Origin of the sequence: Clostridium magnum DSM 2767 (genome assembly GCF_001623875.1) — a bacterium.
Taxonomy (GTDB): domain Bacteria; phylum Bacillota; class Clostridia; order Clostridiales; family Clostridiaceae; genus Clostridium_AM; species Clostridium_AM magnum.
In genome coordinates, this window is sequence record NZ_LWAE01000001.1 from 700,044 (window position 1) to 714,885 (window position 14,842).

At 31.5% G+C, this 14,842-nt stretch carries 14 protein-coding genes, 5 tRNA genes and 2 other annotated features; of the genes, 17 read left to right on the forward strand and 2 right to left on the reverse strand.

Annotation, left to right across the window (positions count from 1 at the left end; translation table 11 throughout):
* Positions 1 to 3: 3 nt before the first annotated feature.
* Positions 4 to 999 (reverse strand): aspartate-semialdehyde dehydrogenase, encoded by a 996-nt coding sequence (locus CLMAG_RS03380; protein WP_066617930.1) that lies wholly within the window; start codon positions 997 to 999, stop codon positions 4 to 6.
* Between the two features lie 454 nt (positions 1,000 to 1,453).
* Here CLMAG_RS03380 and CLMAG_RS03385 point away from each other — a divergent pair, with 454 nt between their 5' ends.
* The 9 genes from CLMAG_RS03385 to CLMAG_RS03425 all read left to right on the forward strand — a co-directional run bounded on the left by CLMAG_RS03385 (position 1,454) and on the right by CLMAG_RS03425 (position 6,283).
* A complete protein-coding gene (locus CLMAG_RS03385) occupies positions 1,454 to 3,157 on the forward strand; it encodes a peptide ABC transporter substrate-binding protein (protein WP_242872920.1) in 1,704 nt (567 codons plus the stop codon).
* 132 nt (positions 3,158 to 3,289) lie between these two features.
* Entirely contained in the window at positions 3,290 to 3,550 is a 261-nt protein-coding gene (locus CLMAG_RS03390; protein ID WP_066617932.1) for an alpha/beta-type small acid-soluble spore protein, read from the forward strand.
* 348 nt (positions 3,551 to 3,898) lie between these two features.
* Positions 3,899 to 4,654: a class I SAM-dependent DNA methyltransferase gene (locus tag CLMAG_RS03395; protein ID WP_066617939.1), complete on the forward strand. Its 756-nt coding sequence runs from the start codon at positions 3,899 to 3,901 to the stop codon at positions 4,652 to 4,654.
* Between the two features lie 28 nt (positions 4,655 to 4,682).
* Positions 4,683 to 5,573 (forward strand): Hsp33 family molecular chaperone HslO, encoded by an 891-nt coding sequence (gene hslO, locus CLMAG_RS03400; RefSeq protein ID WP_066617948.1) that lies wholly within the window; start codon positions 4,683 to 4,685, stop codon positions 5,571 to 5,573.
* Positions 5,574 to 5,886: 313 nt separating this feature from the next.
* A tRNA-Val gene (locus CLMAG_RS03405) sits at positions 5,887 to 5,962 on the forward strand.
* A gap of 5 nt (positions 5,963 to 5,967) precedes the next feature.
* A tRNA-Asp gene (locus CLMAG_RS03410) sits at positions 5,968 to 6,044 on the forward strand.
* A gap of 5 nt (positions 6,045 to 6,049) precedes the next feature.
* Positions 6,050 to 6,125 (forward strand) — tRNA-Phe (locus CLMAG_RS03415).
* A gap of 4 nt (positions 6,126 to 6,129) precedes the next feature.
* A tRNA-Gly gene (locus tag CLMAG_RS03420) sits at positions 6,130 to 6,204 on the forward strand.
* A 4-nt stretch (positions 6,205 to 6,208) separates the two neighbouring features.
* Positions 6,209 to 6,283 (forward strand) — tRNA-Cys (locus tag CLMAG_RS03425).
* Between the two features lie 127 nt (positions 6,284 to 6,410).
* Here the strand turns inward: CLMAG_RS03425 and CLMAG_RS03430 are convergent.
* Complete coding sequence (locus CLMAG_RS03430; RefSeq protein ID WP_066617950.1) at positions 6,411 to 7,115, reverse strand: DUF6873 family GME fold protein; 705 nt, start codon at positions 7,113 to 7,115, stop codon at positions 6,411 to 6,413.
* Between the two features lie 163 nt (positions 7,116 to 7,278).
* Here CLMAG_RS03430 and ytxC point away from each other — a divergent pair, with 163 nt between their 5' ends.
* The 8 genes from ytxC (at position 7,279) to CLMAG_RS03470 (ending at position 14,802) form a co-directional block, all read left to right on the forward strand.
* On the forward strand, positions 7,279 to 8,178 hold the full coding sequence (gene ytxC / locus CLMAG_RS03435; protein ID WP_066617953.1) for a putative sporulation protein YtxC: 900 nt from the start codon (positions 7,279 to 7,281) through the stop codon (positions 8,176 to 8,178).
* A 118-nt stretch (positions 8,179 to 8,296) separates the two neighbouring features.
* Positions 8,297 to 8,540: a binding site (T-box leader), on the forward strand.
* Between the two features lie 70 nt (positions 8,541 to 8,610).
* Entirely contained in the window at positions 8,611 to 10,527 is a 1,917-nt protein-coding gene (thrS, locus tag CLMAG_RS03440) for a threonine--tRNA ligase (RefSeq protein WP_066617955.1), read from the forward strand.
* Positions 10,528 to 10,566: 39 nt separating this feature from the next.
* Positions 10,567 to 10,682: a sequence feature (ribosomal protein L20 leader region), on the forward strand.
* A gap of 32 nt (positions 10,683 to 10,714) precedes the next feature.
* Positions 10,715 to 11,236, forward strand: coding sequence for a translation initiation factor IF-3 (infC, locus tag CLMAG_RS03445; RefSeq protein ID WP_066617958.1), 522 nt, complete (start codon positions 10,715 to 10,717; stop codon positions 11,234 to 11,236).
* A gap of 20 nt (positions 11,237 to 11,256) precedes the next feature.
* A complete protein-coding gene (gene rpmI, locus CLMAG_RS03450; RefSeq protein WP_066617961.1) occupies positions 11,257 to 11,454 on the forward strand; it encodes a 50S ribosomal protein L35 in 198 nt (65 codons plus the stop codon).
* Between the two features lie 30 nt (positions 11,455 to 11,484).
* Positions 11,485 to 11,844: a 50S ribosomal protein L20 gene (rplT, locus tag CLMAG_RS03455; protein WP_066617964.1), complete on the forward strand. Its 360-nt coding sequence runs from the start codon at positions 11,485 to 11,487 to the stop codon at positions 11,842 to 11,844.
* A 147-nt stretch (positions 11,845 to 11,991) separates the two neighbouring features.
* On the forward strand, positions 11,992 to 13,335 hold the full coding sequence (locus tag CLMAG_RS03460) for a TrkH family potassium uptake protein (RefSeq protein ID WP_066617967.1): 1,344 nt from the start codon (positions 11,992 to 11,994) through the stop codon (positions 13,333 to 13,335).
* Positions 13,336 to 13,346: 11 nt separating this feature from the next.
* Positions 13,347 to 14,006: a potassium channel family protein gene (locus CLMAG_RS03465; protein WP_066617973.1), complete on the forward strand. Its 660-nt coding sequence runs from the start codon at positions 13,347 to 13,349 to the stop codon at positions 14,004 to 14,006.
* 13 nt (positions 14,007 to 14,019) lie between these two features.
* The gene (locus tag CLMAG_RS03470) at positions 14,020 to 14,802 is read left to right on the forward strand and encodes a TrmH family RNA methyltransferase (protein WP_066617976.1); all 783 of its coding nucleotides are present in this window, start codon (positions 14,020 to 14,022) and stop codon (positions 14,800 to 14,802) included.
* Positions 14,803 to 14,842 lie beyond the last annotated feature (40 nt).

Below are 14,842 nucleotides of genomic sequence, written 5' to 3' on the forward strand. Positions count from 1 at the left end.
AAATTATTTATTTTCTTTAATTATACATTCTGCAATTTGGATTGCGTTGGAAGCAGCTCCTTTTCTGATATTGTCTGCAACAACCCATAAATTTAAGCCATTATCTAAGCTAAAATCTCTTCTAATTCTTCCAACAAAAACTTCATCATGACCAGCTGCATCTATAGGCATTGGATAAACTAGATTTTGTACATCATCCTTTAAAACTATTCCAGCAAAGTTTTTGTATAATTCAAAGATATTCTTTAGTTCAAATTCTTTTTCTAACTCTACATTTATACTTTCACTATGACCATAGGCTACAGGCACTCTAACTGTTGTAGCTGTGATTTTTAAATTATCATCGTGGAATATCTTTTTGGTTTCATTAACCATCTTCATTTCTTCTTTTGTATATCCATTCTCTAAGAAAACATCAATATGAGGTAATAAGTTACCTGTTATTGGATAAGGGAATTTTTTAGGTGAGTTTCCTTTATAACCTTCATATAGATCATTATATCCACCCATTCCAGCACCTGATACAGCTTGATATGTTGAATATATAATTCTCTTTATTCCATATTTATCATGCAAAGGCTTTAATGCAACAACTGCTTGAATTGTAGAGCAGTTAGGATTTGCGATTATTCCTTTATTCCATTTAATATCTTCAGGATTTACCTCTGGTACAACTAGAGGTATTTCAGGATCCATTCTCCAAGCACTGCTGTTATCTATAACAGTGGCACCATATCTAGCAAAAATAGGTGCATATTCTTTACTTACATCTCCACCAGCAGAGAATAAAGCAAAATCTATCTTCTTATTTTTAATATTAACTTCTTTTAGCTCTTCTACAACATAATCATTATTCTTAAATTTCAATGTGATTCCTGCAGATCTTGCAGATGCAAAGAAATATATTGTATCTACTGGAAAATTCCTTTCTTCTAAAACTTCAATAAATTTGCGGCCAACCATTCCTGTACAGCCAACTACAGCTACATTATAGTTCATTTTAAATACCTCCAAAGTTCTCTAATATTATATTATTGTATATATTATATAACTGCTACAAATAAAAATATATACTTTTTTATTTATGTATAATTCATATGTATATAAATTCATATTTATCGGAGTATTCAGCTTGTTCTTTATAATATTTAAAAGCTGATGTATGAATTTTATGAATTTTTATTATCTACTATATATTATATGTATAATTTTTACTACTTGTATTGGTAAAAGTGCTTAAAATATTGTAAAAAGTGCTATTTGATATATGGCGTTAAGATAAATAATTAATTTTAATACCAAATGAAATCAATATATTGAAATTTAATATGAAAATATAGAATTATTGAATAAAAATTGGATAAGTAATCAAAATATAGTATATGGAATTATAAATCATTATAATAATTTAATTTATATATAATTATTGTTAATACTAAGGGGAGAGAATGATTTGAAAAATAAAACAAATGCAGTTTTTACTATTATGCTTTCTTTATTTTTAATTGCAAACTTATCTGGCTGTAGAAAAAATAATGAGAAAAGCGTTATGGCCCAATATGATACAGGACAGTATTTAAATATATCTCTAGATAACGAGCCGAGGAATTTAGATCCATCTAAGTCAGGAGATGTTTATTCCTCTCAAGTCTTAGCGGAAGTTAACGAAGCTTTGACACGAGTTGAAACGGACAAAGATGGCAGAGATGTAGTCAAGCCAGCAGGTGCAGAAAAGTGGGATATATCCTCTGATGGATTAAAGTGGACTTTCCATTTGAGAGATAATAATTGGTCTGATGGTATCAAGGTAACAGCTAAGGATTATGAGTATGGCATTAAAAGGACTTTGGATCCTAAGGTTGGTTCTCAATATACATTTTTATTGTATCCTATAAAGGACGCAAGAGAGTACAGTGATGTGGAAAAAAATAGAAATGGAAAAATAAAATTAGATGTAGTAGGGGTGAAGGCTTTGGACGATAAGACCTTAGAAATAATCCTTGGAAGTCCCTGTGCATATTTTTTGAATTTAACAAGCCTTAATATAATGCAGCCACAAAGAAAGGACATCATTGATAAGTATGGAGATAAATATGGCTTTGAGGCAGATACAATGGTATTTTGTGGTCCATTTAAAATTAAGCAATGGATTCATAACGATAAAATTGAGTTAACTAAAAATGAAAGCTATTGGGACTCTAAGTTAGTAAAATTGCAAAAGGTAACAATGAAAATTATAAAATCAGATATAGAGATATCAAGTGAACTACAAGGAGGTTCTTTAGATGCTGGAAAAATTATAAAACCAGAATTAAAAGATAAACTTGATAAGACGACAAAATTTGATAGTATAAAGGTTTCAAAAGCTTCTACCAATTATGAAATTTATAATCAAAAAGATAAGTTGTTCAGTAACTCTAAAATAAGAAAAGCATTTTCTGTTGCTTTGGATAGAGAGGAGATCTCAAAAAATCTTTGGAAAAGTATACATACACCTGCATATGCCCTTGTACCACCTTACTTACAGATAGGCACTGAAGATTTTAGACAAAAATCAAGCTTTGAACCAATAAAAAAGTTAAAAGAAGATAATACTAATCCTAAGACTTTACTCATAGAAGGCCTTAAAGAACTAGGGATGGATCAAGATACAGGTAAAATTACTATTAGCTATTTGCAACCAAACATAGACACAAATCAAAAAGAAATAGCTGAACTTCTAAAACAAATGTACATCAAAAATCTTGGAGTGAACATTAAACTTGAATACGTTGATCCGGATCAATTTCAAAAAAGAATTGCAGATGGAGAATATCAAATCTCTACAATGACTTGGTCAGCAGATTATAATGATCCAATGGCAGAATTTGAAACATGGAGGACAGGTGCAAATATTATATATACAGGATGGTCAAATTCAAAATATGATAATTTAATTAATAATGCATGTCTTCTTGGAAATGATAGAAATGAAGATAGATTTAAGTATTTTAAAGAGGCAGAAAACATTTTGCTTTTAGAAGATGCAGTCATATCTCCAACGGTTTATAGAAATAAGCAAATTTATAAAGGTAAGTATGCTAAAGAACTAATGTATCCTCTATTTGGACCGGAAATAGAATTGAAATATGCATATACACAAGGTCGGAATCAGTGATACTGAAAGGTATGTGATGTATAAATAATTCTATTAGTGTAAAAAATAATGAAGTGAAGTTTAAATAATGTTGGAGTTCATCTTAATTGATTATTAGTTATCGATTAAATAGAAATAGTAGGAGGTAATAGTATGGCAAATGCTCCGCTTAAAAAGGTTATAAAGGCTAAATTGAAATCACATAGGGAGTTAACAGAAGCAGAAAAATTAAGAGAAAAACTTAAATATGAGATAGCAGATGAGTTAGGACTTAGTGAAAAGGTCAATGAACTTGGATGGAGTGGACTTACTGCCGAGGAGACTGGGAGGATAGGTGGAATAATGACTAGAAGAAAAAAAGAATTGAAGATTCCTAAAAATGAGGTTATTTTAAAGAATCAACAAGGAAGTTAAATTAACTTGTTGTACTAGTTAATTTATTTATCATTATTTGCAAATAGAAAATCTTAAATTATACATGAAGTATAGCCAAGCAAATCCTATGAAAGTGAATCAGATGGGGTTTCTCTTCGACTCCTAGACATTGTCTGTTAAATGCCAGTTAGGCATTTAACTTCCACCTGATTCTTAATTGAATAAGTATATAGATGTAGTTCTTCTTGTTAATATTTCATATGAAATGGAATTATCAAATGGTGTATTGATCAGGTGAATTTAGATTATTGACTTATCTGTTAAAAATATATAATATTAATTGATGAATAATCTACTTTAATTTTCTGATTTTGAAAGGAAGCTATTATGGAGTGCTATAAAGAGTTTGCGCATATTTATGATAAACTTATAAATAAAGATATAGATTATGAAAAATGGGCTAATGTAATACTAAAAATATGTAAAGAACAGAGTTTAGGTAAAAATGATTATCTTGATTTAGGTTGTGGTACAGGAAACTTAACAGAGCAAATCTTACCTGAATTTGATAATACATGGGCTGTGGATTTATCTTATGAAATGCTTACAGAAGCAGAAAATAAGATGAGAAACAAGGGTAAAAAGGTTAAGTTTATATGTCAGGATATAACTGAGCTTAATTTAAACAGAAAGTTCGATCTTATAACTTGTTGTTTGGATTCTACCAATTATATATTAGACGAAATAGAAGTGAAGAAGTACTTTCAGTGTGTATTTAATCATTTAAAAGATAACGGGATTTTTATTTTTGATATAAACTCCTATTATAAGTTGACAAAAATACTTGGCAACAATATATATAATTATGATGATGAAAATGTCACTTATATATGGGAAAATCATCTTGAAGATGAACTTGTGGACATGTATCTCACATTCTTCGTAAAAGAAGGTGACCTTTATAGAAGATTTGATGAAGAGCATAGTGAAAGAGCCTATGAGTTTGAAGAAATTAGATTATTATTATCTGAAGCTGGGTTTGAAGTTATAAAAATAATGGATAACTATGAGGATAAAGATATAACAAATACTACGGAAAGAATAGTTTATGTAGTAAGGAAAAAAGTTGAATTTCATGGATAAAACTATACATTGAGGAGGATATATAATTATGACAGATAAATTAGTAAGAGCTACGGCTAGTAATGGAGATATTAGAATAATAGCAGCGATAACCACGGAACTTGTAAATGAAGGAGTTAAGCTTCATAATTGTGCTCCAACAGCTGCAGCAGTCCTTGGTAGGATGCTTACAGCAGGAAGCCTTATGGGGGCTACACTTAAATCAGAAAAAGATGCTTTAACACTTCAAATGTCAGGAGGAGGAGAGGCACGGGGTGTAGTAGTGACTTCTTATGCTGATGCCAGCGTAAAAGGATATATAGGAAATCCTTCTGTAGATTTACCAGCCAATAGTAAGGGAAAACTTGATGTTGGTGGAGCTATAGGTAAAAATGGAAACTTAGTTATTATAAGAGATATGGGATTAAGAGAGCCCTATGTTGGTCAAGTACCTATATATACAGGAGAAATAGGAGATGATTTAGCATATTATTTCACTGTTTCAGAGCAGACACCATCAGCAGTAGGGTTAGGAGTTCTAGTTGATACAGATTTAAGTGTAAAGGCAGCAGGCGGATTTATAATTCAAATGATGCCAGGTGCCAATGAACTAGCTGCGGACTTAGTTACCTATAGACTTCAAGAAATACCATCCGTAACAGAAATGATAACTAAGGGAATGACAATAGAAGAAATTCTTAATTATATATTTGAGGGTATGGATCTAAAAATACATGACAGTATGATACCAGCCTATAAATGTGATTGTTCGAGAGAAAAGGTAGAAAGAGCTTTTATAAGTATTGGACAAAAGGATCTAGAGGAATTATATAATGAAGGCAAAGAAGAAGAACTTAAGTGCCATTTTTGTAATAAAGCTTATAAATTCACTCACGAGCAAATAGGGGAAATTATAAAGTCTGTTACTGCTGATAAGTAACTAATCTAAAGCTATCTCTTGGCAAAACACTATAGAGATAGCTTTAAATTGTTACCATTGGGTAAGAGATACTCCTAGAAATACTAGGGTTAAATTGAAGTAGAAAAACGAAGTAATTAGTTGAAGTAAGAAGAAATAAGGGGCTAGTTTAAGATAATGACTAATTAATTCGTTGACAAAATTACTGTAATTTTATATTATAATACCTGTCGGAACTGCTGAATAAACAGTAAATGACAAGCACTTTAAAAAAAGTGTTGACTTCTTGAAAAAGAAGTTATATAATATTAAATGTCTTGATGACATAGCGTTTGGGCGCATAGCTCAGCTGGGAGAGCATCTGCCTTACAAGCAGAGGGTCACAGGTTCGAGCCCTGTTGTGCCCACCAAACGCGGCCCAGTGGCTCAGTTGGTTAGAGTGCCGGCCTGTCACGCCGGAGGTCGAGGGTTCGAGTCCCTTCTGGGTCGCCACTTATGGCTAGATAGCTCAGTCGGTAGAGCAGAGGACTGAAAATCCTCGTGTCCCTGGTTCGATTCCTGGTCTGGCCACCAGAATGCGGGAGTGGCTCAGTGGTAGAGCGTCACCTTGCCAAGGTGAACGTCGCGGGTTCGAATCCCGTCTTCCGCTCCAAAATGGCGCCATAGCCAAGTGGTAAGGCAGAGGTCTGCAAAACCTTTATTCCCCAGTTCAAATCTGGGTGGCGCCTCCATAAAAAACTGCTTAATTCAAGCAGTTTTTTATTTTTGTAATTATTTTTTTGTGAAAAATAATCTAATAGATTATTTGAAAATTTAATTATAGAATGTATTACTTTTCGTTTAATGTGGGAATATATTTTAATTGTTAACTATAAAAAGACTTCCTCTATCTATTAGTTTTCCTTTCTTTAGAAAGATAGGTTCAACATCATATTTTTTTAAGAAATTTAGAACTTCTTTCCCAAAAGCATAATAATTCAAATCTCCATAGAAGGCCATAGAATTTTCATCTATAAGACCGCAGCAACCTCCTATGAATCCGTAGTTTAAACCAGGAAGCAGTATATCTCCAGGTGGCAGCAAAAGAACATCCATATCTTCTTTTATAAGAGCCTTTGCAATAGTTTTATCACTAGTCATAACTGAATTTTTACTTACGATTGCAGTAGAGCATTTAGTATATCCTTGCTTTACGTTTATAGATATTTTATTTCTCATATAACTAAGAAGATTATTATCTGTGTGTTTTAAATTATGAATAAATAGTTTAGGTAAACTTATACTATTAAGAATAATATTTTCAGGATAATTTTCCTTTAAACTATTCGATGAAAAAACTACATCAAAGTCTAAAGTTTTTAGTATTTCAACAAAATTCTTATCCATATCTTTATGTACCATTATAGTTTTACTGTCGATTATATGTAAAAGCATATCAGGATGACCGCAAACAGCCTTGTAAAGAAGTGGTGATGGGGGGCACACTAAAACTTCTAGTCCTAAATTTTTCAAGGAGTATTTTTCCTCCATAGTTGTTCTAAAATCAATGATAGCATATTTCATAAAAAGATCCTTTCTTTGAAAAAATAATATGAAATTCATATATATTTTATAGGGATACAGTTTGATTTTCAACTAAATTTTAAATTGTCGGTATTTGGCAAAAATATTTTGAATATAGATTAGGTTTAAACACATACTATCCTTGAGAAGGGAGTGTGGAGAAATGCTATTGCTTACAGTGGTATATAGTGGAAATAGAGAAGATATAATAGATGGAATAAATAAAGTTAAAGAATGTTTCAAAAGTAGAAATAAAGTTATAGGTATTTCAGAAAGCATAGAGTCTAATACTCACTTCGTAAAAATATTCTGTGAAGAAGAAATTGATGATAGACTTAGAAATATATTTAATATAAATGTGGCTAATATACTATATAATGTAGTAATAGATGAGTTTTATAACAAAGATATGATGCAGTTTTTATCTGATACATACTTTTTTTTGAAATATGATGAAATAAAGGAAATTAGGGATAGTAGCTTACAACTGTTAAAGAGTGAAGGGTCAATAATAGATGAAAGTTCTGTTTATTGTATTAATAAAAAAAATCAGATAATAGATAAGATAGCCCAATGTATAGACGAAAATAGGAAAATAAATATAAATGGATTCATGACCTTTAGAATGAAAGAGTTGAGAGATGACTTAGAAGCTATAATTGATAAAATTGTAGAAAAATACATGGTTGAGAAAGAGTATAATGAATTTATAAAATTACTAAAGTATTTTGTTGAAATACAAGACAGTAAGATAGATTTAATGAATATAGAAATTAGCAGTGATGGAAAGTATATAATAAGAGATAAAAATGGTGAAGATATAACTGAAAGGCTCTTTAATGAATTAAATGATTTAAGATATAGAGAAAATACAAATGATGAGGATATTCTTATAAGTGTTCTAATTACTAATTCTCCAGAGAAGGTAGTAATTCACTGTGCGGAGAATTGTAGAAATGAAGAGTTGATTGATACGGTAAAAAAGGTATTCACAGATAGGGTAGAGTTTTGTAATGATTGTAAAAGTTGCAAAGAAATCAAAGGTAATCTCTATAGAGTCTAAAAGATTTTAAATGAAATTTTAATTCTTTTAGGAAAATAATGTAAAAATTAAAAATTTTTGATATTATTCACTACACATATTGACATGTATAAGCTTAAGTAATATAATTTAATAAAAATGAAAGACCATGATAAGGAAGAGTAAATAATATACTGCTCTAAGAGAGAAGAACTCACCGGCTGAAAGGTTCTTTGGGTAAGGATTGTTGAAAACCACCTTTGAGTTGTAAACTGAAGTTTAGTAAGTATTACCGTAAGCCTGCGTTAAAGGTCTAGAGATAATAGCTTTTATATTGGTCTAGCTACCAATAGTTTATTTGCTATTAAATTTGGGTGGAACCGCGATCTACACTCGTCCCATGTTAGGGAATGAGTGTTTTTATTTTGCAACTAATTATTCTTAAAATGAAATGTTATAAGGGAGGAAAAGGTAATGGTGAAAATTACTTTAAAAGATGGAAACATAGTTGAAGTTGAGAAAGGCACAAAAGTAGTAGAAGTAGCTGCTAAATTAAGTAAATCATTAGCTAAAAAGGCTGTGGGAGCTAAAATTGATGGAGAAAGAGCTGAACTTATGACAGAAATTAATTCTGATTGTAAGCTTGAAATATTGACTTTTGATGATGCTGATGGAAAATGGATATTAAGACATACTGGATCACATATACTTGCACAGGCTGTAAAAAGATTATATCCAGATGTTAAATTAGCTATAGGACCAGCAATAGATACTGGATTCTACTATGATTTTGATGCGGAATTCTCATTTACTCCAGAAACACTTGAAAAAATAGAAGCTGAAATGAACAAAATAGTTAAGGAAGATTTAAAGCTTGAGAGATTTGAACTTCCAAGAGAAGAGGCTATAAAACTAATGGAGGAAAAAGGTGAAACTTACAAGGTTGAACTAATAAATGATCTTCCAGAAGATTCAATAATATCTTTCTACAAAGAGGGGGAATTTGCTGATTTATGTGCAGGTCCTCATGTACCTTCTACTGGAAAGGTAAAGGCAGTAAAACTTCTTTCAATAGCTGGTGCTTATTGGAGAGGTGATGAAAAGAAAAAGATGCTTCAAAGAATTTACGGAACTGCATTTGAAAAGAAAGCAGAACTTGATGAATATTTAAAGATGCTTGAAGAAGCAAAAAAGAGAGATCATAGAAAACTAGGAAAAGAATTAGATTTATTTAGTATTCATGAAGAAGGGCCAGGATTCCCATTTTTCCATCCAAAGGGAATGGTAGTAAGAAATACACTTCAGAATTTCTGGAGAGAAATGCACAGAAAGGCTGATTATGATGAAATAATGACTCCTGTAATTTTAAATCAAGCATTATGGCACCAGTCAGGACATTGGGATCATTACAAGGAAAATATGTATGTTACTAAGATAGATGAAGCGGATTATGCTATAAAACCAATGAATTGTCCTGGTTCAATACTTGTTTACAGAAATGACATACACTCATACAGAGAGTTGCCACTAAGATATGCTGAAATGGGATTAGTTCATAGACATGAGAAGTCAGGAGCATTACATGGACTTATGAGAGTTAGATGTTTTACTCAGGATGATGCTCATTTATTCTTAACTAAAGAGAATATAAAAGAAGAATTATTAAATGTTATAAAACTTATAGATGATTTTTATAAGGTCTTCGGATTTGAGTATTTTGTTGAACTTTCAACAAGACCAGAGGATTCCATGGGTAGTGATGAAGATTGGGAAGCAGCAACAAATGGTTTAAGAGATGCGTTAGAAGAAACAGGCCTAAATTACAGAGTTAATGAGGGAGATGGAGCATTCTATGGTCCTAAGATAGACTTCCACTTAAAAGACTGTATAGGAAGAACATGGCAATGTGGAACAGTACAGCTTGATTTCCAACTTCCAGAAAGATTTGACTTGGCCTACATTGGAGCTGATGGAGAAAAGCATACACCAGTTATGGTTCACAGAGTTGTTTTTGGTTCTGTTGAAAGATTTATAGGAATACTTACTGAGCATTATGCAGGGGCATTCCCAACATGGTTAGCGCCAGTACAGGTTAAAATTATGAATATAACAGATGCTCAGACTGATTATGTTAAGAAAATTGCTAGCGAATTAAAGAAGAATGATATAAGAGTTGAAATAGATTTAAGAAATGAAAAAATAGGATACAAAATTAGAGAAGCTCAGCTTCAAAAAGTTCCTTATATGCTAGTTATTGGTGATAAGGAAGCTAGTGAAGGAAAAATAGCTGTAAGAGACAGAAAACAAGGTGATTTAGGTGTTATGGAGTTAAATGACTTCATTTCAAAGATCAAAGAAGAAATTGATAAAAAAATAAGTGTAGTTCAATAAAAATTGTTGACAACTTAATATTACCATAGTATAATACTATTTGTTAAGAAGAAACAGCCGTTTCTCACCTTGCAGCACAGCTAGTAAGGTTTGAGCAATTCTTTATTAAGTATTGTGTATTTTCAGGACGGCATTTGCCGTCCTTTTTTAGTGTAACAAAGCTGCGCTAAGAAAATCCATCTGGGGGGTGAAGATTATCAGTAAAGATTTTTTTGTGAATGAAGAAATAAGAGCAAAAGAATTAAGAGTTGTTGGCGAGGATGGTTCCCAGCTTGGAATTATGTCATCTAGGGATGCTCTTAATATATCAGAAGAAAAAGAGTTAGATTTGGTTATGATATCACCAAATGCAAATCCTCCAGTTTGCAAGATAATGGATTATGGAAAATTCATTTATGAGCAATCTAAGAAGGATAAAGAAGCTAAGAAAAAGCAAAAAGTTATAAATATAAAAGAAGTTAGGCTTAGCCCAACTATTGAAGAACATGATATCTCTATCAAAGCAAATAATGCAAGAAAATTTTTGATTGCAGAAGATAAAGTTAAAGTAACAGTTAGGTTTAGAGGTAGAGAAGCTGATTACTCATATGTAGGTAAAAAGATATTAGATGCTTTTTATAGGAAAGTTGAAGATGTTTGTATTATAGAAAAAGAAGCAAAACTAGAAGGCAGAAACATGATAATGATTTTATCGCCTAAGAAAGCATAATTGAGAGGAGGATTTTTATTATGCCAAAAATGAAAACAAAGAAAAGTGTATCAAAAAGATTTAAGGTTACAGGAACAGGTAAGCTTAAGAGAGCAAAAGCGTTCAAGAGCCATATACTAACAAAGAAGAGCACAAAGACTAAGAGAAATCTTAGAAAGACTGGCTATGTTTCAGAAACACAAGAAAAAACAATGAAAACATTAATGCCTTATGCATAATGGCAGGTTTTAAAAAGGAGGGTTTTTTAAATGGCAAGAGTAAAAAGAGCTGTCAATGCTCGTAAATATCATAAAAAAATATTAAAACTTGCGAAAGGCTACTATGGTGGAAAGAGCAAGTTGTTCAAAACTGCTAATGAAACAGTTATAAGAGCATTAAGAAATGCTTATGTTGGCAGAAAATTAAAGAAAAGAGATTTCAGAAGTCTTTGGATAGCAAGAATAAATGCTGCTACAAGAATGAATGGTCTTTCATATTCAAGATTCATGAATGGAATAAAGACTGCTGGCATCGACATCAACAGAAAGATGCTTTCAGAAATAGCTATAAATGATCCAAAAGCATTTACAGAATTAGTTGAAATAGCTAAAAAGCAATTAAACGCTTAATAGTGATTACATAAAAAAATGCAGCTTAATTGCTGCGTTTTTTTCTTTTACAGAAAACTTTAGATAAATAAATAGATCTATTTATACAAATAATATATTTAAATTTATTTAATAAAGGTTTGAAAATTATAAGGAAGGTATATGCTAATGAAGGTAATAATTAATAGATGGCTTAAAGTGAATGAGATTCAAATATTGGTCATAGGGTTTTTAGTATTAATTTTTATAGGAGCAGTTTTACTTGCGATGCCTATATCATCTCAAGATGGACGCTATACCAATTTCCTTGATTGTGTTTTCATATCAACTTCTGCAACCTGTGTTACAGGATTAGTAACATTAGACACAGGAACTCACTGGAACTACTTTGGTCAATTTGTTATACTATGTTTAATACAAATTGGCGGCTTAGGGTTTATGTCTGTATCTACTTTAATTGCACTGCTTATGGGTAGAAGAATTACATTAAAAGAAAGATTAGTAATACAGCAGTCTCTTAATTCCTTTTCTATTCAAGGATTGGTTAAGATGTCAAAGTATGTACTAGTATTTACATTTGTAGTAGAAACTATAGGGGCTATGTTTTTAGCAACTCAATTTATACCTGAGTTTGGATATGTAAAAGGTATATATTTTAGCATTTTTCATTCTATATCTGCCTTTTGTAATGCAGGGATAGATTTAATAGGAGAATTTAGAAGTTTAACTCCATATGCAGAGGACCCAGTAATAATACTTACTGTAGGGTCTTTGGTAGTAATAGGAGGACTTGGTTTTTTTGTGTGGCAGGATATATACAATTTCAGAATTAGAAAGAAACTGTCATTACATACAAGATTAGTTATAGTTACTACTCTTATACTAATTTTGGGTGGAACAATTTTAATGTTTCTATTTGAAATGTATAATCCTAAAACAATAGGTGATATGCCTGTAAAAAGTAAAATCTTATCTTCTTTATTTGCGTCAATTGTACCTAGAACTGCTGGATTTAATTCTATTCCTACCTCAGATATGACTGGGGGAGGAAAGTTTTTAACCATAGTACTTATGTTTATTGGAGGATCTCCAGGTTCTACAGCAGGGGGGATAAAGACAACAACTGCAGCGTTGCTTATCGTTACAGTTCTATCTATCATTAGAGGTAGAGAAGATGCAGAGATATATGGGAGAAGAATACGTAAAGAACTCGTATACAGAGCGCTTACCATAACTATTTTAGGAAGTGGGATTGTTTTAGTGGCAACGATTTTACTGTGCATAACTGAAAAAGCTTCTTTAGAGTATATTATCTATGAAGTTGTATCTGCCTTTGGAACTGTTGGATTGTCACTTGGATTAACTCCGGAATTGAGTAATTCGGGAAAGATATTACTATGTATTATTATGTATTGTGGAAGATTAGGTCCGTTAACTGTGGCGTTAGCTCTTGCACAAAAAAGCATGCCTAGTTCGATAAAGTATCCTGACGGTAAAATTTTAATTGGATAGGGGTGAAATTTATGAAAAAAAAACAATTTGTTGTAATAGGATTGGGCAGATTTGGGACATCTGTTGCTGAAACTTTATACAAATTAGGACATGATGTATTGGCAGTAGATGCAAATGAGGAAAAGGTTCATGATATAGCAGAATATGTAACCCATGCTATTCAGGCAGATGTTACTGATGAAGAAAATTTAAAATCCCTAGGTGTAAATAACTTTGATGTAGCGGTTATTGGAATAGGTGTAGATATGCAAGATAGTATTATGATAACTCTTCTAGCTAAGGAGATTGGTATTAAGTATGTAATTGCTAAGGCTAACTCTGAACTGCATGCAAAGATATTATATAAGATAGGAGCAGATAAGGTAGTATTCCCTGAAAGAGATACTGGAGTAAGAGTAGCACATGATATTGTTGGAAGCAATATATTGGATTATATAGAACTATCATCTGAATATAGTTTAGCTGAAATTGTAGCCATAGATGAGTGGCATGATAAAACTTTAGGGCAATTAAATATGAGAGCAAAATATGGGATAAATGTAGTAGCTGTTAAAAGACAGGATGATATTGACGTAGTTCCTAGTTCTGAATATAAAATTATAAAGGGAGATATAGTGGTGGCAATTGGCAAGTATAAAAATATAAATAAACTAGAGATTATTAAAGGATAAGGGTGAAGTGTAATTGGAAACTATTCAAAGTAGAGATAATCTCCTAATCAAAGATATAAAAAAGTTAAAGGAAAAAAAATATAGAAATGAAGGGTGCAAGTTTCTAATTGAAGGATTTAGGTTTGTATGTGAAGGTTTAGAATCTAATTTTGAGGTTCCTTTAGTTTTTATAAGTGAGAATGCCAAGGATAGATGGGATAGTTTTGATGTTCACAGCAAACTTCAAAAAGAAACTAGAGTTTATACTGTAACAGATCAAGTTTTAAAAAGTATAAGCAGCACGGATAACCCTCAAGGAATTGTAGCTGTAGTAAATAATAAATCCATTAGCTTAGAAAATAAACAGGGGTTTTATATATTAGTTGATAGAGTACAGGATCCGGGAAATATGGGGACTATAATAAGAACAGCTCATGCTGCAGGTGCGCTGGGAATTATAGTTACCAAAGGTACTGTAGATATATATAATGAAAAAACTTTGCGATCTACAATGGGATCTATATTTCATATACCTATAATACATGATGATAATTTATCACAGCTCAATTTTTTAAGAAGCAATGGATTTAAACTTGTGGTTAGTTCTTTGGATACAGATAATAACTTTTTTGATGCAGATTTAAAAAATAAAAGTATAATTGTTGTAGGTAATGAAGGCAATGGCGTAAGTAAAGAACTTTTAGATCTCTCAGATATCAAGGTGAAAATACCGATGCCTGGAGGAGCTGAATCATTAAATGTTTCAATAGCAGCATCAATTATGATGTTTGAGGTTATAAGACAGAAGCTAAGTTAGTTTTATAATTTATCCGATGACTACCCGCTCTAATACTCCC

What these genes read in the sequence shown, in the direction of transcription:
- CLMAG_RS03380 (WP_066617930.1), bottom strand. Translation starts at nt 999, where the DNA reads ATGAACTATAATGTAGCTGTAGTTGGCTGTACAGGAATGGTTGGCCGC.
- CLMAG_RS03390 (WP_066617932.1), top strand. Translation starts at nt 3,290, where the DNA reads ATGGCAAATGCTCCGCTTAAAAAGGTTATAAAGGCTAAATTGAAATCA.
- CLMAG_RS03395 (WP_066617939.1), top strand. Translation starts at nt 3,899, where the DNA reads ATGGAGTGCTATAAAGAGTTTGCGCATATTTATGATAAACTTATAAAT.
- hslO (WP_066617948.1), top strand. Translation starts at nt 4,683, where the DNA reads ATGACAGATAAATTAGTAAGAGCTACGGCTAGTAATGGAGATATTAGA.
- CLMAG_RS03430 (WP_066617950.1), bottom strand. Translation starts at nt 7,115, where the DNA reads ATGAAATATGCTATCATTGATTTTAGAACAACTATGGAGGAAAAATAC.
- ytxC (WP_066617953.1), top strand. Translation starts at nt 7,279, where the DNA reads ATGCTATTGCTTACAGTGGTATATAGTGGAAATAGAGAAGATATAATA.
- thrS (WP_066617955.1), top strand. Translation starts at nt 8,611, where the DNA reads ATGGTGAAAATTACTTTAAAAGATGGAAACATAGTTGAAGTTGAGAAA.
- rpmI (WP_066617961.1), top strand. Translation starts at nt 11,257, where the DNA reads ATGCCAAAAATGAAAACAAAGAAAAGTGTATCAAAAAGATTTAAGGTT.
- rplT (WP_066617964.1), top strand. Translation starts at nt 11,485, where the DNA reads ATGGCAAGAGTAAAAAGAGCTGTCAATGCTCGTAAATATCATAAAAAA.
- CLMAG_RS03460 (WP_066617967.1), top strand. Translation starts at nt 11,992, where the DNA reads ATGAAGGTAATAATTAATAGATGGCTTAAAGTGAATGAGATTCAAATA.
- CLMAG_RS03465 (WP_066617973.1), top strand. Translation starts at nt 13,347, where the DNA reads ATGAAAAAAAAACAATTTGTTGTAATAGGATTGGGCAGATTTGGGACA.